Here is a 24,334-nt window from a genome sequence, read left to right as displayed (position 1 = left end):
GTAGCAAAACTACATAATTACATAATTTGATTTATTGCTTCTGTAAGTTGTTCTGGTGTAAAAGGCTTTACCAAGTAACTATCTAAACCAAGGTTCATTCCTTCATCTACTACAGATTGTTGCCCAACGGCACTAATCATTATTATTTTAGAAGTGAGTTCTTCTTCTTTTAATGTTTTTAAAATATCTAGCCCTAGCATATCAGGTAAGATATTATCTAAAGTAATAAGGTCGGGTTCAGATTCTAGTGCTAAATCTATGGCTTCAACTCCATTAGAGGCTTGTCCAATAACTTCGTAACCAACACCTTCCAATGCATCTTTAATTATAGATCGCATATATAGGGAATCATCTACGATTAAAACTTTTTTTGACATGGGTAATAAATTTTCAGTTAATTATATTTTAGTTCCAATAACAGTCTTAAGATCATCTTTTGTAATGATTTTAAAGATATCGATCAATATGATTAGGCGGTCATCTAGTTTAATAATTCCATTTATGTAATCTTGGTCTCCATGCATTTCTGTTACAACTGCTGGAGTATAATCAATATCTGTATCTGCAACAGATAATGTATTTGGAACATCTTTTACTAAAATGGCCATATTGTATTCGTGGCTTTCTACAACTAGGGTGTAACCACTTGTTTCGCTCATAGTATTTCTAAGAGCAAATTTATCTTCTAAATCAATTATTGCTAATATGTTACCTCTAATGTTGGCTACACCTTTTACATAAGATGGAGTTAATGGTATTTGGGTAATTCTTGGAGTAATCACAACTTCTTTAATTTGATCAATCCTTAAACCGTATTCCTCTTCTCCTAAACGGAAAACAATAATATTACTCTTTTTTTCCTGGTCAGCATCGCTACGGGTCATTTCTATAGCAGCAGAAACTTTTTGTTCATTTGAAGATTCGCTGCTTGGTTCTTCCAGATTCATAGTGATTTTGCATTTTTAGTTTTGGGTATTAAAATTAGAGACGTAGCAGTACTACGTCTCTATTTATTCTTCTTTTATTTTAACTTAAACTTATTGACACCGTTTTTCAACTGTTCTGCCACTTCGTTTAATTGTTCTGATGTTTCACCCATTTCTTTTACAGAAGTAGACATTTCATCTGCAACTCCAGCCACATTCTTAGTTCCTGCAGCAGTATCTTCAGATACAATCACAATTTTTTCGATGTTCTGAACTACCGAATCAATTGATCCTTTTTGAGTATCTGTAGCTTCAAGTACATCTTTAGATAACTTCAAGGTTTCTTCAGAAGAATCAAGAATTGTTTTAAATACTTCTGAGGCATCTTTTGTTGCATCGTTACCAACTTTTACCGACTCTTCCATTTTGTCGATTGCTTTTGTTGCTAACCCAACATCCTTCTGAACATCTTGAATTACTTTTTCAATACCACCTGCAGATTGTCTTGAATCTTCTGCCAGTTTACGAATCTCTTCGGCTACAACTGCAAAACCTCTACCTGCTTCACCTGCTCTTGCGGCCTCAATTGCTGCATTCAGTGCTAATAAGTTGGTTTGTGATGCAATGTCTGTAATTACTGTAAGTGCTCTAGATATTTCTTCAGATCGTTTTGCCAAAATCTCAATGGATTCTGATGTTGACCCTGCTGAATTTTCTATGGCATTCATATTTTCTACAAGGTGCTTTATAATCATCATACCATTCTGACAAGATTCCATACCAGATTCTGCAGATCGGTTAATGACGTGTGCTTTATTACCGGTATCTTCTGCAGCAGAGAGAATGTCTTCAACTAATTGAGATGATTCATCTGTTCTTGCTACTTGTTCTAACATACCAGAAGATATTTCCTGAATTGATGATACTACTGTTCCTGTAGAAGTATCCATTATTGAGAACTTATCTTTCATTTGTTCAGAAGACCCTGCCACAGTGTTAGACATTCCTTCAATTTCTAGAAGTAATGACTGCAAACTATCAATGGCTTCGTTAAGACCATTTGCCATTTGGCCAATATCACCAGTCGCTTTCCCTCTAAATCTTTTTGATAAATCTCCTTGTGCTAATCCTTTAGTTAATTCTTGGAATTCTAATAGAGGTTCTGAAATCGATATTAGCAAGTCGTTAAATGCATCAGCTAAATCTTTCCAAGCACCTTGAGCGCCCTGAATTTCTAAACGTTCACTTAATTTACCTTGTTCTCCAGCTATTTGTACAACTCGATTTATTTCATCAATAAATGTTTTCAAGTTATCTCTCAATGATCTGTTATTGTTGATCATTTTACCGATATCAGAATCTAAGTTTACATTTCCAATATCAATTTTTGCATCAAAATTACCTTTTGCTAACTCTTCTAAGAAATCAGAGAGTGCATTATAGGCCGTTTTAAACTCTGTTACATCTGTAGCATATTTTACAATCTTAAAGATGTTTCCTTCAGAGTCTTCAATTGGATTATAAGTAGCTTGTAACCATATTTCGTTACCTGTTTTACCTATACGTTTATATTCTCCACCATCATACTCTCCATTTCTTAGTTTTTCCCAGAATTGCTTATACTCAAAGCTATGTGCATATTCTGAATCAACAAACATACTATGGTGCTTCCCTCTAATTTCATCTAACCTGTAACCTACAAGAGATAAGAAGTTATCATTGGCTTCTAAGATATTACCATGCAAATCAAACTCTACAGATCCTTGAGCTTTTAAGATGGCATTTATTTTACCTCTATTTTCTGCGTTGGCTAATCTACGTTGTGTTACATCCTCGGCAATTTTTACAATTTTATAGAATTTACCATCATGGTCTCTTACCGGGTTGTATGTTGCTTGTAACCAAACTTCTTTGCCCGATTTTGTAAACCTTTTATAGACATTTCTATCAAAATCACCTTGACGAAGATGGTCCCAGAATGATTTATATTCTTGTGATTCTGCATATGCTTTATCTACCAAGTTCATATGCTTCATTCCTATCAATTCTGTTTTAGAGAATTCTGTAGCTTCAGCAAAGATGTCATTACAGTCAATAATTTTTGCATCAAGATCAAACTCTACACGCATATAAGATGAGTCAATTGCTGCAATTTTACCACGGTTATCAGCATTTTGAATTCTACGATCCGTAATATCTTGTAAATATGAAACTACTTTTACATAGTTCCCATCATAATCTTGAATTGGGTTATATGATCCTTCTAGCCAAACTTCTCTTCCATCTTTCGCTATCCTTTTGAAAGAATCTACAACATATTGTCCTTTCTGTACTTTAGCCCAAAGTTCTTTATTTCTAATTACACTATCTTGATCTACTGGAACTAAAACATCATGAGGGTTATTTAATATTTCTCCTTCATTATAGCCAAGAACTTCTAAAAGAGTATCATTCATAGATGTTACTTGAGCATCCATTGTTAACTCCATTACACCAGATGATTTAGAGATTGCAGCATCTACACCATCTTTTTCTGTCTGCTGGTCCATCTGTTCCGTGATATCGAAACGAATACCAATAAATTTAACAGGATTACCCTCGGCATCTAAGATTGGTGCTAGTGTGGCATCAACCCAATAATATCCTCCGTTTTTCTTTAAATTTCTATACTTAACTTTAAATACTTTTCCTGCTTGAATGGTTTCCCAAAGCTCCTTAAATACTTCTTTTGGGGTAGATGGATGTCGTACTATATTGTGAGGCTGACCAATTAATTCTTTCTTAGTATAACCTGATAATTCAGCAAATGTATCGTTTACAAAAGTAATGTTACCGTGTAAATCTGTTTCTGACATTAAAGCCGCAGAGTTAAAGGCATTCACTCTAGATTCTAATTCATTTTTTAACGCATCCGATCTTCGTTGTGTTTCTACCTGATCTGTAATATCCGTAGCGTATTTAACTACTTTGAAAGCTTTATTATTTAAATCAAAGATTGGGTTATAGGTTGCTTGTAACCATATTACTTTACCTTCTTTAGTTACTCTTCTATATACTCCTTCATCATGAACTCCTTGATTTAATTTCTCCCAGAAACGTTCATATTCAATTGATTTAGCATAACTTTCTTCAACTAAATTTCTATGGTGCGTTCCAACTAATTCATTTTTAGAATAGCCTGTTGTTTCTACAAAAAGCTCATTACATTCTGTAATATTTCCATTTAAATCAAATTCTACAACTGCTTGTACATCACCAATTGCTTTTATTTTCGCTCTGTTTTCTGAGTTATTTAAACGACGTTGCGTAATATCTTGTAGGTAAACAACTATCTTAACGTAGTTTCCGTCATAATCTTGAATTGGATTATATGATCCCTCTAGCCAAACATCTTTTCCTAACTTAGTTTTTCGTTTGTAAGAATCTACATTAAACTGCCCTTTAGCAAGTTTAGACCATAACTCATTGTTTTGACTAATTACTTCTTGATCACCAGACAATAGGCTATCATGATGTAAGCCTATTAACTCACCTTCGTTGTAACCTAAAGCTTCTAATATTGTATCATTTGCAGATAATACTTCTCCTGACATTGAGAGTTCTAGTACACCAGTTGATTTAGATAATGCCTCATCAACACCATCTTTTTCTGTCTGCTGATCCATTTGTTCCGTGATATCGAAACGAATACCAATGTATTTAATTGGTTTACCTTCGGCATCTAAGATTGGAGCTAATGTTGCATCCACCCAATAATAACCTCCATTTTTCTTAAGATTACGATATTTTACTTTAAATACCTTACCTGCTTGAATAGTCTCCCAAAGTTCTTTAAATACTTCTTTTGGAGTTGAAGGGTGACGAACTATACTATGGGGTTGCCCTATTAACTCTTCTTTTGTATAACCTGATAATTCAGCGAATGTATCGTTTACAAAGGTAATTGTACCATTTAAATCTGTTTCTGACATTAAAGCCGCAGAGTTAAAGGCATTCACTCTAGATTCTAACTCATTCTTTAATGCATCTGACCTTCGTTGAGTTTCTATCTGCTCTGTTATATCAGTAGCATATTTAACTACTTTATATACCGTACCGTTTAAATCAAAAATTGGATTATATGTAGCCTGAAGCCAAACTAATTTTCCATCTTTGGCTACTCGTCTATAAACACCCTCATCATGGACTCCTTGATTTAATTTCTCCCAAAAACGTTTATATTCAACAGAAGACCCATATGCTTTTTCTACTAATTTACTGTGATGATTTCCTGCTAATTCTTCTTGAGTATACCCCATTAAATCAGCAAAAACCTTATTACATTCTAAAACATTACCATTTAAGTCTAGTTCTACTACAGCTTGTACATCTGATATAGCACTTAATTTTGCTCTATTTTCAGAGTTATTTAATCTACGTTCTGTTACATCTTCAGCAATTTTTACCACTTTATAAATATTGCCCTCATGGTCTCTTACGGGATTATAAGTTGCCTGTAACCAAACTTCTTTTCCTCCATTTACAATCCTTTTATAGACGTTCTTGTCAAACTCTCCATTTTTAAGATTATTCCAAAAGTTTTTATATTCTTGCGATCTGCCATATTCCTCTTCAACAAGATTAATATGATCCATACCAATCAATTGTTCTCTAGAAAACCCTACAGCATCAACAAATAAATCATTACAATCAATAATGTGTCTATCAAGGTCAAATTCAACACGCATGTACGAAACATCAATTGCTGCAACTTTACCTCTATTATCGGCATTTACTAAGCGTCGTTCCGTTACATCTTCAGCAATTTTTACAATTTTATAAATATTCCCATCATGATCTCTAACAGGATTATACGTTGCTTGTAACCAAATTACATTTCCTTCTTTGCCTACCCTTTTATAGACATTCTTATCAGACTCACCATTCTTTAATTTATTCCAAAAGCCTTCATATTCTTGAGAATTAGCATAGATCGGATCTACAAGTTTTTTATGACTGATACCAATAAGTTCATCTCTAGAAAAACCTACCACATTAGCAAAAATATCATTACAGTCTAGAATGTTCTTATCAAGATCAAACTCTACACGCATATAAGAAGCATCTATTGCTGCAACTTTACCTCTATTATCGGCATTTGCTAAACGTCTTTCCGTTACGTCTTGTAGGTAACCTATTGTTTTAGTGATATTACCATCATAGTCTTTTACTACACTGTAAGTACCTTCTAACCATTTAACATTACCTCTCGCGTCAACTCTTTTAAAAGTATCTTTAACAAACTGTCCTCTAGATAAACTCTCTTTTCTATTTTGATCAACTTTTAAGTGATCAGATTCATTCGGTAATATTACTGAGTGATTTTTTCCAATTAAATCATTTTCAGTGTACCCTAACATTGAAAGTAGTAGCGGGTTAACTTCAATAATTTTTTCATCAGCATCCAAAACTAAAATACCGTTTGATTCAGAATTAACTTCCTGAATAGCGGCCATTTCTTTTTCTTGATCTATTTGATGTGTTACATCGAAACGTACACCAATATATTTAATTGGTTTTCCATCTTTATCTAAAACCGGTGCAATTGTCGCTTGTACCCAATAATGGCTACCATCTCTTGCTTGATTTCTATAAGTACCTTGGAACATCTGTCCATTTTGTACTTTATCCCATAATTCTTTAAATAACGACTTTGGATTTGCTGGGTGACGAACAATACTATGAGGTTTTCCTATTAATTCTGCTGGAGTATAGCCAGATAATTTTGCAAAGGTCTCGTTTGCAAAAGTAATTGTACCATATAAGTCTGTTTCTGATACTAAAGCCGCTGTATTAAATATATTAATTCTAGAATCTAACTCACTTTGGATATTCGAAAACTCTTGTTCCTTTTGAGTAGTCTCTGTAACATCTAAACCAAGCATTAAATACTTGTACAGTTTGTTATTCTCATCATACACAGGAGATATTGTTACATCTAACCAAGCTGTTTTACCACCTTTAGTAATGTTTTGAGTAGTTCCTGAGAACGTTTCTCCTTTTTCTATAATTGAAAATACACTTTCAGCAAAATTTTTGGGTGTATCCGGAGATAACAACTTAGCTAAAGGTTGGTTTAATAAATCTTGAGGTGAATAACCAAGAGTATCAGCAAAAATAGTATTACAAGATAAAATTGTTCCATCGAGCTGTGTTTCAACAACCAGTACGGTTTTATCTAGTGCTTTTGATTTTTCTCTTAGTCGTTGTACTTCGATTTTAAGGTCTTTACAATCTTCGTTTGCAATTTTTTTAAACCTTTCGTTACCAGCAGAAGAATCGTCTTTACTTAAAAGACGGTCTTTCTTAATATTGTCTCCTAGTGCCATTTTTAAATGATAGTTTCGGGTATAATAGGGTAATAAACAATGAGTTGCAGATACAAAACTCAGTTGATAATACTGAGCATTAAATGAGTAATAGCTAACTTTCTTAAATAAATTACGACTTTTTTAAAACAATATTGCTAGTGAGTTTGTTTGTATGAGAATGTTTATAAAAGTTCTTAAAAAATCATATTATTTAGGTATAATAGATAATAATTCTCTTGCTACACGCATGTAAGACATTGCTCCAACAGACAAAGGTGAGTATTCAAATACGGATTGACCGAACGATGGAGCTTCTACTAACCTTACATCAATACCTATATTATTTTCAAGAACTCTAATACCAAAATTCTCTTTTATATGATTGTATATTTCGTGTGTTACTGTTCTTCTTTTATCAAACATAACAGGCAAAATACCTAGAATAGTAAGTTTATCGTTTAAGCTTTCTTTTATTTGGAATACAGTTTCTAAAATTTGCGATAAACCTTGCATACTCAATACTTCCATTTGTAACGGTATAAGAATATGATCTGCAGCTGTTAAGGCATTTATACTTAAAATTGATAAAGCAGGAGCACAATCAATTAATATATAGTCGTACCTGTCCCTAACCTTATCTACAGCAGTTTTTAAAATAAATTCTCTTCCTTCTACATTAACCATTGATAGTTCTGCATCTGCTAATGATACATCAGAAGGTGCAATATCAATTTTTTCTCTTTCAATGGTAATATTCTTAATTTTCACACCTTCTGTCAAAACATTTGCCATTGACTTTGTGTAATCATTCTGAACCCCAAAATGAAATGTCATATTTCCTTGAGCATCCATATCTATTAAAAGAACTTTATTCCCCAACTTCCCTAATGCTACTCCTAAATTAGTAGTAGTAGTAGTTTTTCCGGTTCCTCCTTTCTGATTTACAATTGCAATAACCTTCGCTTGACGGTCTTTCATATCTTTTTTTGATGTAAAAAGTAGTTAATGTATGATCAAATATATAATGATTCTCTGAATGATCTAAACAAAATTTTCATTCCTTATATATAGAACCAAAAAAAGGTCGCTTTCTTGTATTTCAAAGAAAGCGACCTTAATATATATTTTATCTAAAATTTAGATTAGACAATTTCCTGTCATTTCTTCTGGTTTATCTACTCCTACAATTTTTAATACTGTTGGTGCAATATCACCTAGTTTACCGTCTTTAATTTCACCATCAAAGTCAGGATCAACGAAAATACAAGGTACAAGGTTAGTTGTATGTGCAGTGTTTGGAGAACCATCAGGGTTTTTCATAACATCAGAATTACCATGATCGGCAATTACGATCGATGAATATCCATTTTCTAAACCAGCTTCAACTACAGCCTTTGCACAAGAATCTACAGCTTCACAAGCTGCTACTGCTGCTTCAAAAACACCTGTATGACCAACCATATCAGCATTAGCAAAGTTTAAACAAACAAAGTCTGCATCACCTTTTTGAAGTTCAGGAATAATTTTATCCTTAATATCATAAGCACTCATATCTGGTTGCAGATCATAAGTAGCTACTTTTGGAGATGGAGCTAGTAATCTAGTTTCACCGTCAAATTCAGTTTCACGACCACCAGAGAAGAAGAATGTTACGTGAGGATACTTTTCAGTTTCAGCAATTCTGATTTGCTTCTTACCTGCACTTTCTAAAACTTCACCTAAAGTTTGTTTTAAGTTATCTTTATGGAATAAAACACCTACATTTTTGTATGTTTCATCATACATTGTCATTGTAAGGTATTTTATATCTAATTTTTTAAGACCTTCTTCAGGGTAATCTTTTTGAGTTAAAGCTAATGAAATTTCTCTACCTCTATCCGTACGGAAGTTGAAACAAAGAACTACATCACCTTCTTCAATTTTTGCAACAGGCTTACCATCCACAGTATTTACTAATGGCTCGATAAATTCATCTGTTACATTGTTATCATAAGATTCTTGGATAGCATCAGTAATAGAAGAAACTTCTTTACCTTCTGCATTAACCATTACCTTGTATGCTTTTGCTACTCTTTCCCAACGGTTATCTCTATCCATTGCATTGTAACGACCAACAACTGATGCTATTTGACCAGTAGTTTTTTCCATGTGTTGTTCAACATCTTGGATAAAACCTTTACCAGACATAGGATCACAGTCACGTCCATCTGTAAATGCATGAACAAATACTTGCTCTTTACCTAGTTCTGCTGCATTTGCTGCAGAAAGCAACCCTTTTAAGTGACCAATATGAGAGTGAACACCTCCATTAGACACTAAACCCATAAAGTGAACTTTTTTATTGTTCTCTTTAGCATAAGAGAATGCATTTTGTAATTCTTCGATGTCAGCAATTGAACCATCTTGAACAGCTTGGTTAATTCTTACCAACATTTGGTAAACAACTCTACCAGCACCCAAATTCATGTGTCCAACTTCTGAGTTACCCATTTGACCTTCAGGAAGACCAACTGCTAAACCAGATGCCTCTAATTTACTATGCTTATATTTTGTGTATAATGAATCTACAAAAGGAGTATTAGCTTGAGCGATTGCTGAAACTTTAGGATCAGGACCAATTCCCCATCCATCTAAGATCATTAAGATTGTTTTCTTGTTCATAACTTTTGATAATTTTTACCTACTTGGTTTGGTATAAATTTGAATGATGACAAATATACAGTTAGATATCAGTTCTATAAATGACATTCATCACACTATCGGTAAGATCATTTTTATTGCTGATACATCTGATAATTATATTTTTAATTCTTATCCTCCATACTTTATATTAAACGAAATCAATTATCAAAAGATTCTTCTTATAGTACAATATTTTTGTCATAAATATTTATTAACTTAAAGATACAAAGGCATTGCCCCAACATTGAACTTAATCCCATCGTCATGAAGCAAAAACTTAATTTATTACTTTGCACTATCTCACTATTAGCATTTATATCATGTGAAAACACTGATCTTTCTAATACAGCAACAATTGTAGAAGGGTCTTATCGAATTGATCAAATTTCCGCAAAAACTAGTCAAGGGCAAACTACAATTAGTGCAACTCAACTAGGAGATGAAATTATTATTACAGAAAAAGACAGTAGAATTGTAGACATACAAGTTATTGTAAACGATATCTCTGTTTCTTTTGGTAGTTCTTCTCAAAATTTCTTGAATACTACATACCAAGATGTATTAGTTGAAGGAAATGCTGAAAATAAAATGTTTAGCTTATCAAAAACTTTCAGTAGTAATTCTAATGCAAACTTATCTGGCTCTATTAATGATAATGGCAGAATAAGTTTATCATATAATATATCTGGAACGGAAATATTCTATTTAGAAGGATCAAAATTATAACTTAAGCACAATTATTGTATATTTATTACTATCAACTTATTTAAGAGTAGTTTCAATTTACCTATGTTGAGACTACTCATTTTTTTATCAATTAATTTTTCCAACTATGAAAATTAAATTTCTTCTATTCGTTTGTGCTACATTTATGTTTACTTCTTGTTCTGACGCTATTGATGATGCATTAAATGATGCTATCGACTCTATTGTTAGCTATGGTGATGCAACTGCAGATGTAGATGGTACTTCTAAAGATTTCAGTAACTACGCTGGTTTCCGTACCTCTGATAATATTACATCAATTTACTTTACAGATATTTCTTTCTCTGTAACTAGTCCAGATGTTAAAGGTGATGCTATTCTTGCATTTATCCATACTGATTTAGTTTCTACAGATCAAGTAATCGATATTAGTTTATCAAATGCTCCTGCTTTAGCATTAAACCCTAAAATGGCTTTAATTGGTGCTATATACTTAGAGAATGCAAATGCTTCTGATATTTCTGATCTAATTACTGAATACAATAAGAATCAAGATTTAGTTGCTGTAGCAGCATTAGCTGAGCAAAAAGATATAAACCTACATAGAACTACTATAGCAGATATTGCTAAAAAACTTGATGCTAATGGTTATATCAGATTTAACTTTTCTAGTGTTTCAGAAGATAAATTATCAGGTACATTTAGTTTCAAAGCATATGGTGAAGATGAAAATGTAGAGATTACTAATGGTAGCTTTACAGACACTCCTAAAGATGTAACTAACTTATAAAATAAAGTTAGTTCTAAATTAAAAAGGTTGTTTACTACAAAGTAAATAACCTTTTTTTTGTGCCATTTTTTTAGTAAATTATGAGAACCCCACACTCATAACACCCTAACACTATGACAAATACTATCCTTTTCTTGCTTACCTATACATTCTTATCTTTCCCAAACCTTTCTTCAAATTCAGAAGATCAACAAACCAAATTATTACTTGAAGTTATTAATCATCAATCACAAAATCTGAATGGGTTAGAAGTTGAAATTTATCAAGATGATGGACTTATTGCTAGGCTAAACACCAAGAAAATTACAGCGATTTCTCTTCCCCTCAAAAAATACAAATTTGTGCTTTATTACTGTAATGATGTTTATAAAATTGAAGCAAAATTATTCAACAAAAGACACCACATGGTATTTGTTGTTGACGAGAAAGAATGTAAAGAAATGGTATTAATCAGTAAATAATCAAAATCATTACTATTTAATACGTCAAAAGTGTTGACCAAAGCATTCAAAATCTTAATTTCGCATTCTATATATTTTAAAGAACGGAATTAAAAGAAGTAATAGGATGGGAACGCAAACGGGAACAAATCTAACATTATCGAATCGTTTTGATAATATCACAGAATCTGCCACTTTAGTAATGGCTGTAAAAGCTAGAGAATTACAAGCGAAAGGTACTAAAGTGATAAAGTTAAACCTTGGCGAACCTGATTTTGCAACACCTCAGTATATTCAAGATGCGGCAAAGCAAGCCATTGATGATGGTAAATACTTCTCTTACCCTCCTGTTCCTGGTTATCCAGAATTAAGGACTGCGATTGCAGAAAAATTACAGACTGAAAATAGTTTGGACTACAAAATGGAAAATATTGTAGTTTCTGCAGGTGCAAAACATTCTATTGCAAACGTAATGCTGAGCCTTTTAAATGAAGGTGATGAAGTTATCGTTTTTTCTCCTTACTGGGTATCATATACAGATCAAATTATTTTAGCTGGTGGTAAACCTGTTATCTTAAGTGGAGATATTGATAATGATTTCAAGGTTTCTGCAGAACAATTACGAGCTGCAATCACTCCAAATACTAAAGCAATTCTTTACTCATCTCCTTGTAACCCTACAGGAACTGTTTTTTCAAAAAATGAGCTAAAAGAAATTGCTGATGAGGTAGCTAAGCATGATGATATTTATATAATTTCTGATGAAATCTATGAATACATCAATTTTGGAGGTAAACATGTAAGCATTGCTGAATTTGATAATGTAAAAGACCGTACAATTGTTGTAAATGGCTTTTCTAAAGGGTTTGCAATGACAGGTTGGAGAATTGGCTATATTGCTGCTCCCCTAGCTGTAGCAAAAGCTTGCATAATTATTCAAGGTCAGATTACTTCTGGTATTAATACTATCACTCAAAGAGCTGCTTTAGCCGCCTTAAAAGGTGACCGTTCTGTAATTGATGAAATGCGCACTGCCTATCTAAGAAGAAGGGGTTTAATTAAAGGGCTGCTTGATGAAATTGAAGGTGTAAAAACTAATTTACCACAAGGAGCTTTCTATATATTCCCAGACTTTAGTGCTTACTTTGGTAAGTCATTTAAAGGTGAAGTTATTAAAGACTCTAGTGATTTAGCCATGTATTTCTTAAACGAGGCACATGTATCTACTGTCGCTGGAGCTGCATTTGGAGCACCTAACTGTATTAGAATTTCTTATGCTGCTTCTGACGAGGAACTTGTTGAAGCATGTAAAAAAATAAAGTTAGCGCTTGCTAACCTTGTTTAATATATAATAGTAACATTTGAGGAATGAATTAAGATTAATAAATAATTCATTCCTCTTTTGTGCATTTTACTTCCTTAATTTTGTTTAGAAGGAAGACCCAATTTTAGAGATCTCAATCAAAGAAAAATAAAATGGCACTTGATATTAAAGAAGCCCTAGAGAAATTTAATGGCTTAAAAGCATTGGTTATTGGAGATGTTATGATCGATTCCTATATATGGGGAAATGTAGATCGCATATCGCCAGAAGCTCCCGTGCCTATCGTCGATGTCAATAAAAAAGAATCAAGAATGGGTGGAGCTGCAAACGTGGCTAAAAACTTACATTTTCTTGGTGCAGAACCTGTTTTATGTGCTGTTATTGGTAATGATGCCGAAGCAGAAACTTTTTTAGACTTATGTGATAGTTTAGGTATTTCTAAAAATGGCCTCATCCAAAGTACTGAAAGAATTACTACGGTTAAACATAGAGTTATTGCAAGTGCACAACATGTACTTCGTATAGACAATGAAGATGCTCGACCTTTAAAACCTACTGATACTTCTTTACTTCTTGAGCGAATCAAAAAGTTAGCAGATGATGCTGATGTTATTATTTTTGAAGATTATGATAAAGGTGTTATCACACCAGAATTAATTTCAGATGTAGTAAAAATTGCAAAGGAGAAAGGTATCCCTACAACTGTTGATCCTAAGAAAAGAAATTTTCTTGATTATGTAGGCGTCACACTTTTCAAACCAAACTTAAAAGAAATGAGAGAGGGTTTGAAATTTGATTTTGATGGGGATGTAATTGAAGAGGTAAAAGCTGCTTCTAAAAAATTAAAAGCTAAAATGGATAATACGCACACCATGGTAACTTTATCAGAACATGGCGTATATATTACTGATCATACAAACGAAGCACATATTCCTGCTCATAAACGAGAAATCGCAGATGTATCTGGTGCAGGTGATACAGTAATTAGTATTGCATCTTTAGCACTAGCTATTGGGCTACCTATGGAAAAAGTTGCTTCTTTAGCAAACCTTGGTGGTGGGTTAGTTTGTGAACATGTTGGCGTTGTTCCAATAGACAAACAAAAACTATTAGAAGAAGCTTCAAAAAAATTATAAATGATCTCAAAAGAAGAGAAAAAAAGGGCTTTTAAAACCACTTGGCTTAGTATAATTGGCAATATTCTTCTTACAATAACTAAAGGGTCTGTTGGTATTATTGGTAATTCTCAAGCTATGATTGCTGATGCAATTGAATCTTGTGCCGATATTATTTCTTCTTTTGTTGTTTTAGCTGGGTTAAACTTTTCTACGAAGGCTCCAGATGAAAACCATCCATATGGACATGGAAAAATAGAACCTTTTGCCACCTTTATTACTATTGGTTTTCTAATTACCTCTGCTCTAATAATTGGTGTACAAAGTATTCAAAGAATATCATCAAACGATAATTCAATACCTTCATCTTACACTCTAATTGTTCTAGGAGTAATTATTTTAATCAAATACAATCTTTATAAATATATTCTTCGTAAAGGAAAACAATTAAATAGTTCGTCTTTAGAAGCAGATGCAGGGCACCATAAAAGTGATGCAATTATTTCACTTTCAGCATTTATAGGAATAAGTATTTCTATTTTTGGAGGTGAAGGTTATGAACATGCAGACTCTTGGGCTGCATTATTTGCTGTGGGAATAATTCTATTTAATAGTTACCTACTTTTTCGTCCTGCTTTTGGCGAAATTATGGACGAAAACCTTTACGATGATTTAATTGATTTAGTAAAGCAAGAAACTGTAAAAGTGGATGGTGTTATTGATACCGAAAAGTGCTTTATTAGAAAAATGGGATTTAAATTTTATGTCGATTTACATATTATTGTCGATGGAGAAAAATCTGTAAGAGAAGGTCATGATATTGCACATGCGGTAAAAGATTCTTTAAAAGCAGATTTTAATGAAATAGCAGACATCTTGATTCACGTAGAACCAAGTCCAAAACAACCATAACTTATTCAATAGATTATTATTAGATATGGGTATACGATCATTTTTAAGTAAACCATACGCTGCATATATTGTAAAACAGCAGTTAAAATGGGCAAACAATCCGAGTCAGGCGCAAGAAAGTGTTTTTCAAAACCTTATTCAAGTAGGTAAATCTACAGCTTTCGGGAAAGATCATAATTTTGGTGATATCAAAAATTACGAAGACTTTAAAAAGCATGTTCCAATATGCGACTATGAAGATCTTCGTCCTTATATAGACCGTGTTATAGCAGGTGAAAGTGATGTTTTATGGAGAAATAAACCTACTTACTTTGCAAAAACATCTGGTACAACTTCTGGTGCTAAATATATTCCTCTAACAAAAGATTCGATACCTAATCATATCAATTCTGCAAAAAATGCCATGCTGAATTATATTCATGAAACAGGTAACGCAAATTTTTTAGATCGTAAACTTATATTTTTATCAGGAAGTCCCGTTTTAGATAAATCTGGAGATATCCTTTCTGGTAGATTATCAGGCATTGTTAATCATCATGTACCAGGTTATTTGAGAACAAATCAAATGCCTAGTTATGAAACAAATTGTATAGAAGATTGGGAAACAAAATTAGATCGTATTATTGATGAAACGATTCATCAGGATATGTCGTTAATTTCTGGAATTCCACCTTGGGTTCAAATGTATTTTGATAGAATTATTGAACGTACAGGAAAGCCTATTCACGAGACTTTTCCAAACTTTGATATGTTTATCTATGGAGGCGTAAATTTTGAACCTTACAAAACCAAGTTATTTGATTCTATCGGGAAAGTAATCCCTTCTATTGAAACATACCCAGCTTCTGAAGGGTTCTTTGCATTCCAAGATACGCAAACAGAAGAAGGTCTTTTAATGCAATTGGATTCAGGCATTTTCTTCGAATTTATTCCTACAGATGAATATTTTGAAGAAAACCCTACCCGACTTAGAATTGAAGAAGTAGAGATGGGTAAAAACTATGCTCTAATTATTAATTCTAATGCAGGACTTTGGGGTTATTCAATTGGTGATACAGTCAAATTTGTATCAAAAGCCCCATATAGAGTGCTTGTTACAGGAAGAATTAAGCATTTTATTTCTGCTTTTGGAGAGCACGTTATTGGCACAGAAGTAGAAAAAGCAATGAAATTTGCCTTAGAACAACATCCTGAGGTTAAAATAACTGAGTTCTCTGTTGCTCCACAAGTTAATCCTATTAAAGGATTACCTTATCATGAATGGTTAATTTCTTATGAAAACGAACCTAATGATCCCGATGCATTTGCATTGACAATAGACAATAAACTCCGTGAATTGAATGTTTATTACGATGATTTAATTACAGGAACTATTACAAGAACTTTAGTTATTTCGGCATTACAAAGAGATGCTTTTCAACAATATATGAAGTCAATTGGTAAGTTAGGAGGTCAAAATAAAGTTCCTCGACTATCAAATGACAGGAAAATTGCAGATAAAATCATTCATTGGAAAAAATAATAACGATCTCTCAATATTAACACTGAAATATTGGGAGATTTTTTATAATTTCGAATTGTCATAGAAGAACATATCTACTTCTAAATAAAAAAACAGACTATTGAAATGTAAAAAAATCATCAAAATAACCTCCTTAAAATGACTTATGGAATAATTTTAGTATTTTAAGAATTAATTGATGATAATACATTTTGTACTGCCACTTAACTAAGTTAGTTAGAACGTAAACTATCAGAAATCCAAAACATGAGCAAAAAAATAAAAACTATATTACTTGTCGATGATAACGACACTGATAATTTTATAAATAGTAGAATTATTGAGCTAACAGATTTTGCAGAAGAAATTGTTATAAAAAATTCTGGCAAAAAAGCATTGGAATTTCTTCAAGAGCGTTTTGACTTGAAAGGCAATTTACCTAGTTTAATTTTACTAGATATTAATATGCCAATCGTAGACGGTTTCGTGTTCTTATATGAATTTGAAAGCTTCCCAGATGAGTTAAAAGAAAAATGTAAAATAGCTATCCTATCAAGTTCAGATAATGAATCTGATATTGAAAGAATAGTAAATAATGAATATGTGGTAAAATTTGTAACTAAACCACTTACAGAAGAGTCTTTATTAAGTATAAGTGATTTGATATAAATTACTTATATACAGACAATAGCACTACCATTAAACAAGAAGAGGTTGTCAATTATGACAACCTCTTCTTGTTTAAATCATTTCTGTTTAGTCTTTAAGACCATACGTTTTTCTAATCAGTTTTTCTGCGAAGGCATCTGGTAAAAATCTCTTTGCAAAAGCCAACATACTTGCATTACCACCAGAAACATAAATTGGAGAGGGTGCATTGGTTTCTATAACTTCCATTACAGTATCAGAAATTACAGAAGATGCTTCTGCTTCTGACATACTTCCTTTTACACTCTGACGAATATTATCTGCATATGGGAAGTATTCCGAATCTTCTGCGCAGTTAAAGTCTGGAACAATACTAGAAGCAATATGGTTGGGTTCTACTAGTGCTACTGTAACACCAAACTCTTTCATTTCGCTTCTTAAAGATTGTGTCCATCCAGACATTGCAAATTTTGTTGCACAATAGCTAGAGTAGTATGGTGCTGCAAATCTACCATTTAAAGATCCTACATTAATAATAGTACCACCTCTCCTTTCACGCATTTGTGGTAATACTTTCTTTGTAAGGTTTAAAACCCCAAAGAAATTCACTTCAAATAAAAATCTAAATTTCTCCATAGATGTTTCTTCTACAGGTCCTATTTGAGACTGTCCTGCATTATTAATAAGAACATCAATTGGAGTATCTTTTATTTCATTCCAGCAAGCATCAATACTTTCAGAACTAGAAACATCTAAGGCTACATATTTTACCCCTTCTAATTTATTTTTAGTTGTATTAGGATTCCTAGAAGTACCAATTACATTATAACCTTTCTTTACAGCGGCTTCTGCTATAGATTTACCAATTCCTGATGATGCTCCTGTAATAAATATTGTCTGCTTTTCTGCCATCTTTTTTCTATTTTTATATTGATGCAAAGGTAGAAATAAGATTCTTTAATCAATAATTCTCTTTATTGATTTAAAATATCACTTTACTAAAACTGTTTTTACCAAAATAGAGTTAACTACTCTGTGAAGGTGCTTTCTTATCCTATATCAATTTTTTGATAAATTTTATTTTAGCAGCTTTGCATCAACAAAAAAATATAAACATAAGAAACCTTATCAATGAAAAATTTTGAGCTTTGGAACCCTACTCGCCTAGTATTTGGTGAAAACAGAATTGAAGAAGTAAACAAACACATTCCGGCAGATGCTAAAAACATTATGGTGTTATTTGGTGGCGGAAGTGTAAAGAAAAATGGCATTTACGATTTAGTGCATACAGCTTTAAAAGACCGTAATGTTATTGATTTTGGAGGAATTGAAGCTAATCCTCGTTACGAAACAATAATGAAAGCTAGAACGCTTGCCATTAAAGAAAATGTAGACTTCCTTTTAGCTGTTGGTGGTGGTTCTGTTATTGATGCAACAAAATTATTATGTGTTGCTATACCATTTACAGAAAGTGAGCCTTGGGATATTATAAAAAAAGGATTAGGTAAAAAAGTAACAGAAGCTGTTCCATTTGGTACAATCTTAACTTTACCTGCAACGGGTTCTGAAATGAACTCAGGTTCTGTAGTTACTAGAGAAGAAACAAAAGAGAAATTAGCTTTTGGAGGACCATTATGTTTCCCTAAGTTCTCTATTTTAGATCCTAGAGTTGTTGCTTCATTACCTCAAAGACAGATTGTAAATGGTATTACAGATGCTTTTACACATGTTTTAGAGCAATATATTACTTACCCTGCCGATGCTCCTTTACAAGATAGAATAGCTGAGGGAGTACTTCAAACATTAGTAGAAATTGGACCACAAGTTATTGCAAACCCTGGCGACAGTACTGTAGCAGGTAACTTTATGTGGTGTTGCACAATGGCATTAAATGGTTTAATTCAGCAAGGAGTACCAACAGATTGGGCTACTCACATGATAGGCCATGAACTTACTGCTTTATATGAAATTGACCATGCTCGAACTTTAGCTATTATTGGACCTAACTTATACAGAGTAATGTTCAATAATAAAAAAGATAAATTAGCTCAATATGGTGAACGTGTTTGGGGAATTACAGAAGGTAGTATTGAACATAGAGCTCAAGCTACTATCGAAAGAACTGTAGAATTCTTCCATTCAATGGGTATTGACACTAAAATATCTGATTATACAGAAGATTATGCAGAAGTAGCTAAAACTATTGTAGATCGTTTTGCTGATCGTAAATGGTTAGGTCTTGGTGAACGTCAAGATATTTCATTAGAAAAAGTACAAGAAATTGTAGAGATGAGTATTTAACCCATTCTTATACATCATAAATTAGAAAGTCCTTGCAAAAAACAGATTTGCAAGGACTTTTTTTATAGCTATTCTAAACCCTTCTTTTCAGGGTTCCAAAACGGTTTTGTCTTAATTTTATTTGACTTCCATTTTAGCTCATTTCTAAAAAATTTAGTAAGAGCAATACAAAGTCGACTGTCACCAGCAATATAAACTATTTCCTCTCCATGCATTAATGGAAGACTTTTCTTGATTTCACCAATAACTTCATCTATTGGATTTTGAGATTTCTCATAAAAATCAAAAGGAGTCTTGTTATCTACATCAGGAAAAAAATCATCTTTATTATCACTATAAATTATACCCTTAACATATTTATTAGGTCCAAGCTCTCTCTGAATCATATATAAATGAGAAAGTGCTGAAAGGTCTCCAATCATTAAATAACTATCTGCTATTTCATCTATCAAAAATTTTCCCGTTTTCAATTTACAAAATAGTTTATCTCCTACCTTACAGTTTGAAACCCAATACGATCCAATGCCTTTACTATGTGTTGCAATAGCAATATCTATTACTCCTTTTTTTTGGTCGAAATCCCATATACTATAACTTCTAATCTTGTCCTTCATCGATAGCTCCTCTTTACCGATTCCAATACCAACTCTTAGAAAAGCACCAGGAATAATATTTATTTTTAAAAAGTCTTCACTTTGAATTCTAATATGAAAGGCTGACTTAGATAATTGTTTTTTATAGATAATCTCAGTTTCAGTTAGTACTGATTTTAATATCTTTTCTATAATCTTCATCTTAAAAAATTACTCTTTTGAGTCTGTTAAATCAGTCTCTTCTTCCTTCATCTCGAATTTTCTTTTTTTCATCTGATGCATAAATTTTTCTTTACGCATCATCGCTTTTTCTCTTTGTCTAAAACTAGGTTTATTGGCTCCACTAAATATTATTTTTGACATTACTAGTAAACCTAAAGATTGAAAAAATGAAATAGTTGTTAACCCAAAAATTACAGGCATTAACCAATTCCATAAAAACATAAATACTGTAGTTATTAATGAAATTGCTATTATGCCAAAACCTACCATTTTGGCCACTCTTTTTTTATTTGAAAACTTTTTCATTACTTTTTCTTTTTTGATTAATTATTAATTTGACTTTCTTATAATCTCCTACTCCTTGATCAATTTGAACAATTCTTCTAAATGCTCTCTTAGATACAACACAGCATAGCGTTTTCTACTTATTAATGTGTTAATTGTGATTCCTGTAGCATCAGCTATTTGTTTAAAGCTACGGCCTTCTAACTCATGCCATTCAAAGACCTCACGCTGTTCTTTGGGTAGTTCTTCTAATCTTAGATGAATTTCTTCCCATATCATATCTAACATGAGTTGTTCATCTGGCAATGATTCTATAGATGGTATAAGATCAATTAAATTTAATCCTTCCTCCTGATCAGTTTCAGGCTTTTGATCTTCAATAGCTACAGTCTTCTTTTTACGACGGAAATCAACAATTTTATTTTTAGCAACAGTATAAAGCCAAGAGATTGATTTGCGCAAATCAGATATATCATCAAAGCTCCCCACAAAACTCAAAAACACATCTTGTGTTATGTCTTCCGCATCTTCTAAAGAACCAACTTTACCCTTAATGTAATTTGTCAAGCGGCCTTGTTCTTGATGGAATGTGTTTTCTATATTTTGTTCTTTTCCTGTCATAATTATTGTATCTACATTATAAGTCGGATAAGTGAGATTTATATTTTAAGAAAAAGTCATTTTTTTATATTTTTTTTGAAAAAGTATTTTTTTAGCTCTTCACAAAGAACTTTATACAACTATAATTCTCTTCTTTTAAAACCTTAGAACATAAAAAAAGCACACCAATTTATGATGTGCTAATTTTATTGAAGTAATTTTCAATTTATGATTTCAACATTTCTATTTGTTGTTTTAACAATGAAATGATTTCTTCTTTATCACCAAGTTGAGATTTAAGCATTTTCACTTCTGCTTTTAATTGGTCAACCTCGTTAGAAGACACAGGAGCTTCCTCTTCTTTGTGCTTCTTCTTTTTCTTTGATTTGATTTCGACATGAATATTCTTTGTGTCAGGATCATCAGATTGTGTCTGCTTTACTTCCACATCCACAGTCTTTGCAGCTTCTTGTGCTTCTTCTACTACCCCTTGAACTGCCTCAAATACATTTTTGATAGTGTTCTTTACTTTGTCCTTCTGAAAGTCATCTTTCATTCTTGGGAACACAAAATCATTTAGAATATCCTCAAACGGATTGTCTTTCTTGCTCATGGTTTTATTTCGTTAATTAATTTGACATAAATGCACTTTAAGTTTGTGCTATAGTAAGTTAACGAAATCAAATGAAATGAGTTACGTGCAGTGACAATTAGTTGTATTTTTTTATCTATTACTAAGAAAAAAGACAAAAAAAAATCCTGTCTCTTTTCCGAAACAGGATTGATGTACTCCGTACGGGATTCGAACCCGTGCTACCAGGATGAAAACCTGGCGTCCTAACCCCTAGACGAACGGAGCGGGGTATTGATTTTGAGTCTCAATTAGACTGTGTACTCCGTACGGGATTCGAACCCGTGCTACCAGGATGAAAACCTGGCGTCCTAACCCCTAGACGAACGGAGCGGGGTATTGATTTTAAGTCTCAATTAGACTGTGTACTCCGTACGGGATTCGAACCCGTGCTACCAGGATGAAAACCTGGCGTCCTAACCCCTAGACGAACGGAGCGGGGTATTGATTTTGAGTCTCAATTAGACTGTGTACTCCGTACGGGATTCGAACCCGTGCTACCAGGATGAAAACCTGGCGTCCTAACCCCTAGACGAACGGAGCGGGGTATTGATTTTGAGTCTCAATTAGACTATGTACTCCGTACGGGATTCGAACCCGTGCTACCAGGATGAAAACCTGGCGTCCTAACCCCTAGACGAACGGAGCGGGGTATTGATTTTGAGTCTCAATTAGACTATGTACTCCGTACGGGATTCGAACCCGTGCTACCAGGATGAAAACCTGGCGTCCTAACCCCTAGACGAACGGAGCGGGGTATTGATTTTGAGTCTCAATTAGACTATGTACTCCGTACGGGATTCGAACCCGTGCTACCAGGATGAAAACCTGGCGTCCTAACCCCTAGACGAACGGAGCAACTGTTTTTTGCGAGTGCAAAGGTAATTGAGAACCCTATTCACTCCAAACTATTTGCAAAAAAAAGAGGAAATATTACAATCATTAAGAAATAATCTCCCTAAATCGACTAATTTGAAGGATATTCAATGATAATCGTAAATAAAATTAAATGATAGATCTTTTAGAAAGTAGTTACAAAAAATACAATCAGCCTAATTTTATTAAAGATGACCCAATTTGTATCCCTCATAAATTCACAAAAAAAGAAGACATTGAGATTATGGGCTTTTGGGCATCGATGCTTGCATGGGGCCAAAGAAAAACTATTATAAATAAATGTAATGAGTTGGTAAATATGATGGACAATGCACCTCATGATTTTATTATGAACCATACGGAAGCAGATTTAAAACCATTCCTAACTTTTAAACATCGTACTTTTAACGATATTGACACTCTATATTTTTTATCTTTCTTTCAACGCCATTATCAAAAACATGCTTCATTAGAAGATGCTTTTCTAATTGGATACAACAAGGAAGATGAAAGTGTAGAAAATGCTCTAATTGGTTTCCATGATTACTTTTTTAATCAAGATGATGCTCCACAGAGAACAAAAAAACATATTGCTACTCCAGCTCGTAAATCAGCCTGTAAGAGAATTAATATGTTTTTAAGATGGATGGTAAGGCAAGACACAAACGGAGTTGATTTTGGCATATGGAACACCATTCAAACCAAGCAATTGATTTGTCCACTAGATGTACACGTTGAGCGAGTAAGTAGAAAATTACACCTTCTAGACCGCAAACAGTCGGATTGGAAAGCAGCAGTAGAACTAACTAATCATTTAAAACAATTTGATGCTAACGACCCTGTAAAATATGATTTTGCCTTATTTGGTTTAGGAATAGAAAAATTTGCATAAGCCCCTATTAAATTGATCATAATCATCTAACATATTCATAAAAAAGCATACATTTATCATATAAACGTAAAACGAACACCTAAAGAAAAGTTATCATGAAAAAAATACTACTCTTACTCACATTTTTAACTACCTTTTTAGTTTCATTTACATATACCCCATTAGAAGAAAGCATAAAAAGAGGACAAGGCGTGTTTATGATTAATTGTATGCATTGTCATATGTCAGATGGGCAGGGTATAGAACCCTCTGTACCTCCTTTGGCTGGAATTAAATATTTAGTAGAAAATAAAAGCCAAGCAATTAGACAGGTATTACATGGTTTAGAAGACCCTATAGAAATAAATGGCGTTACTTATGAGAAAGGATCTATGCCAGAACAAGGGGCTTTGAGCGATGAAGATGCAGCTGATGTTTTGAACTATATCAGAAATTCTTGGGGGAATAAAGCAGAAATAATTACACCCCATGAGGTAGCAATGGAACGTTAACTTCATTTAATTCGATAAATATTTATAAATCTTAATTAAAAAGTATAATT

The 24,334-nt window shown here is 32.9% G+C and carries 21 protein-coding genes and 7 tRNA genes; 11 read left to right on the top strand and 17 right to left on the bottom strand.

Going from position 1 to position 24,334, the window contains the following annotated elements:
- Positions 1–17 precede the first annotated feature (17 nt).
- From EI427_RS20595 to gpmI, 5 genes are all read right to left on the bottom strand, one after another.
- Positions 18–377 (bottom strand): response regulator, encoded by a 360-nt coding sequence (locus EI427_RS20595; protein ID WP_126618284.1) that lies wholly within the window; start codon positions 375–377, stop codon positions 18–20.
- Positions 378–398: 21 nt separating this feature from the next.
- Positions 399–947: a chemotaxis protein CheW gene (locus EI427_RS20590; protein WP_126618282.1), complete on the bottom strand. Its 549-nt coding sequence runs from the start codon at positions 945–947 to the stop codon at positions 399–401.
- Positions 948–1,021: 74 nt separating this feature from the next.
- Positions 1,022–7,294 (bottom strand): methyl-accepting chemotaxis protein, encoded by a 6,273-nt coding sequence (locus tag EI427_RS20585; protein WP_126618280.1) that lies wholly within the window; start codon positions 7,292–7,294, stop codon positions 1,022–1,024.
- A 189-nt stretch (positions 7,295–7,483) separates the two neighbouring features.
- A complete protein-coding gene (locus tag EI427_RS20580) occupies positions 7,484–8,254 on the bottom strand; it encodes a ParA family protein (protein WP_126618278.1) in 771 nt (256 codons plus the stop codon).
- A gap of 159 nt (positions 8,255–8,413) precedes the next feature.
- Positions 8,414–9,937, bottom strand: a complete 1,524-nt coding sequence (gene gpmI / locus EI427_RS20575) for a 2,3-bisphosphoglycerate-independent phosphoglycerate mutase (RefSeq protein WP_126618276.1) — start codon at positions 9,935–9,937, stop codon at positions 8,414–8,416.
- Between the two features lie 285 nt (positions 9,938–10,222).
- Here gpmI and EI427_RS20570 point away from each other — a divergent pair, with 285 nt between their 5' ends.
- From EI427_RS20570 to EI427_RS20535, 8 genes are all read left to right on the top strand, one after another.
- Positions 10,223–10,684, top strand: a complete 462-nt coding sequence (locus tag EI427_RS20570; RefSeq protein ID WP_126618274.1) for a hypothetical protein — start codon at positions 10,223–10,225, stop codon at positions 10,682–10,684.
- Between the two features lie 106 nt (positions 10,685–10,790).
- A complete protein-coding gene (locus EI427_RS20565) occupies positions 10,791–11,453 on the top strand; it encodes a hypothetical protein (RefSeq protein ID WP_126618272.1) in 663 nt (220 codons plus the stop codon).
- Positions 11,454–11,566: 113 nt separating this feature from the next.
- Positions 11,567–11,914 carry a hypothetical protein gene (locus EI427_RS20560; RefSeq protein ID WP_126618270.1) on the top strand — a complete coding sequence of 116 codons (348 nt, stop codon included), beginning with the start codon at positions 11,567–11,569 and terminating at the stop codon, positions 11,912–11,914.
- A gap of 106 nt (positions 11,915–12,020) precedes the next feature.
- Complete coding sequence (locus EI427_RS20555; protein WP_126618268.1) at positions 12,021–13,238, top strand: pyridoxal phosphate-dependent aminotransferase; 1,218 nt, start codon at positions 12,021–12,023, stop codon at positions 13,236–13,238.
- A 131-nt stretch (positions 13,239–13,369) separates the two neighbouring features.
- Positions 13,370–14,353: a bifunctional heptose 7-phosphate kinase/heptose 1-phosphate adenyltransferase gene (locus EI427_RS20550; RefSeq protein ID WP_126618266.1), complete on the top strand. Its 984-nt coding sequence runs from the start codon at positions 13,370–13,372 to the stop codon at positions 14,351–14,353.
- Positions 14,354–15,244 (top strand): cation diffusion facilitator family transporter, encoded by an 891-nt coding sequence (locus tag EI427_RS20545; RefSeq protein WP_126618264.1) that lies wholly within the window; start codon positions 14,354–14,356, stop codon positions 15,242–15,244.
- A 25-nt stretch (positions 15,245–15,269) separates the two neighbouring features.
- Positions 15,270–16,766: a GH3 auxin-responsive promoter family protein gene (locus tag EI427_RS20540; RefSeq protein WP_126618262.1), complete on the top strand. Its 1,497-nt coding sequence runs from the start codon at positions 15,270–15,272 to the stop codon at positions 16,764–16,766.
- A gap of 246 nt (positions 16,767–17,012) precedes the next feature.
- Positions 17,013–17,414 (top strand): response regulator, encoded by a 402-nt coding sequence (locus tag EI427_RS20535; RefSeq protein ID WP_126618260.1) that lies wholly within the window; start codon positions 17,013–17,015, stop codon positions 17,412–17,414.
- An 87-nt stretch (positions 17,415–17,501) separates the two neighbouring features.
- On the opposite strand, the gene EI427_RS20530 is transcribed toward EI427_RS20535, so the two are convergent.
- Positions 17,502–18,305 carry an SDR family oxidoreductase gene (locus EI427_RS20530; RefSeq protein ID WP_126618258.1) on the bottom strand — a complete coding sequence of 268 codons (804 nt, stop codon included), beginning with the start codon at positions 18,303–18,305 and terminating at the stop codon, positions 17,502–17,504.
- A gap of 219 nt (positions 18,306–18,524) precedes the next feature.
- Between EI427_RS20530 and EI427_RS20525 the strand changes: the two genes are divergently transcribed.
- Entirely contained in the window at positions 18,525–19,694 is a 1,170-nt protein-coding gene (locus tag EI427_RS20525) for an iron-containing alcohol dehydrogenase (protein WP_126618256.1), read from the top strand.
- A 68-nt stretch (positions 19,695–19,762) separates the two neighbouring features.
- On the opposite strand, the gene EI427_RS20520 is transcribed toward EI427_RS20525, so the two are convergent.
- From EI427_RS20520 to EI427_RS20470, 11 genes are all read right to left on the bottom strand, one after another.
- The gene (locus tag EI427_RS20520) at positions 19,763–20,488 is read right to left on the bottom strand and encodes a siderophore-interacting protein (RefSeq protein ID WP_126618254.1); all 726 of its coding nucleotides are present in this window, start codon (positions 20,486–20,488) and stop codon (positions 19,763–19,765) included.
- A 9-nt stretch (positions 20,489–20,497) separates the two neighbouring features.
- The gene (locus tag EI427_RS20515) at positions 20,498–20,815 is read right to left on the bottom strand and encodes a hypothetical protein (protein WP_126618252.1); all 318 of its coding nucleotides are present in this window, start codon (positions 20,813–20,815) and stop codon (positions 20,498–20,500) included.
- A gap of 48 nt (positions 20,816–20,863) precedes the next feature.
- On the bottom strand, positions 20,864–21,415 hold the full coding sequence (locus tag EI427_RS20510) for an RNA polymerase sigma factor (RefSeq protein ID WP_126618250.1): 552 nt from the start codon (positions 21,413–21,415) through the stop codon (positions 20,864–20,866).
- Between the two features lie 205 nt (positions 21,416–21,620).
- Positions 21,621–22,007, bottom strand: a complete 387-nt coding sequence (locus tag EI427_RS20505) for a hypothetical protein (RefSeq protein WP_126618248.1) — start codon at positions 22,005–22,007, stop codon at positions 21,621–21,623.
- Positions 22,008–22,181: 174 nt separating this feature from the next.
- Positions 22,182–22,253, bottom strand: a tRNA-Glu gene (locus EI427_RS20500).
- A 33-nt stretch (positions 22,254–22,286) separates the two neighbouring features.
- A tRNA-Glu gene (locus EI427_RS20495) sits at positions 22,287–22,358 on the bottom strand.
- Positions 22,359–22,391: 33 nt separating this feature from the next.
- A tRNA-Glu gene (locus tag EI427_RS20490) sits at positions 22,392–22,463 on the bottom strand.
- A 33-nt stretch (positions 22,464–22,496) separates the two neighbouring features.
- Positions 22,497–22,568 (bottom strand) — tRNA-Glu (locus EI427_RS20485).
- 33 nt (positions 22,569–22,601) lie between these two features.
- A tRNA-Glu gene (locus EI427_RS20480) sits at positions 22,602–22,673 on the bottom strand.
- 33 nt (positions 22,674–22,706) lie between these two features.
- Positions 22,707–22,778 (bottom strand) — tRNA-Glu (locus tag EI427_RS20475).
- A gap of 33 nt (positions 22,779–22,811) precedes the next feature.
- A tRNA-Glu gene (locus EI427_RS20470) sits at positions 22,812–22,883 on the bottom strand.
- Positions 22,884–23,034: 151 nt separating this feature from the next.
- Between EI427_RS20470 and EI427_RS20465 the strand changes: the two genes are divergently transcribed.
- Together EI427_RS20465 and EI427_RS20460 are read left to right on the top strand one after the other, a co-directional pair.
- The gene (locus tag EI427_RS20465; RefSeq protein WP_126618246.1) at positions 23,035–23,793 is read left to right on the top strand and encodes a TIGR02757 family protein; all 759 of its coding nucleotides are present in this window, start codon (positions 23,035–23,037) and stop codon (positions 23,791–23,793) included.
- A 95-nt stretch (positions 23,794–23,888) separates the two neighbouring features.
- Positions 23,889–24,284: a c-type cytochrome gene (locus tag EI427_RS20460; protein WP_126618244.1), complete on the top strand. Its 396-nt coding sequence runs from the start codon at positions 23,889–23,891 to the stop codon at positions 24,282–24,284.
- The last annotated feature ends 50 nt before the right edge of the window (positions 24,285–24,334 follow it).

This window comes from Flammeovirga pectinis (assembly GCF_003970675.1).
GTDB classification, from domain to species: domain Bacteria; phylum Bacteroidota; class Bacteroidia; order Cytophagales; family Flammeovirgaceae; genus Flammeovirga; species Flammeovirga pectinis.
Note: the sequence above shows the minus strand (reverse complement) of the source record. Positions and strands in the feature narration are given on the sequence as shown.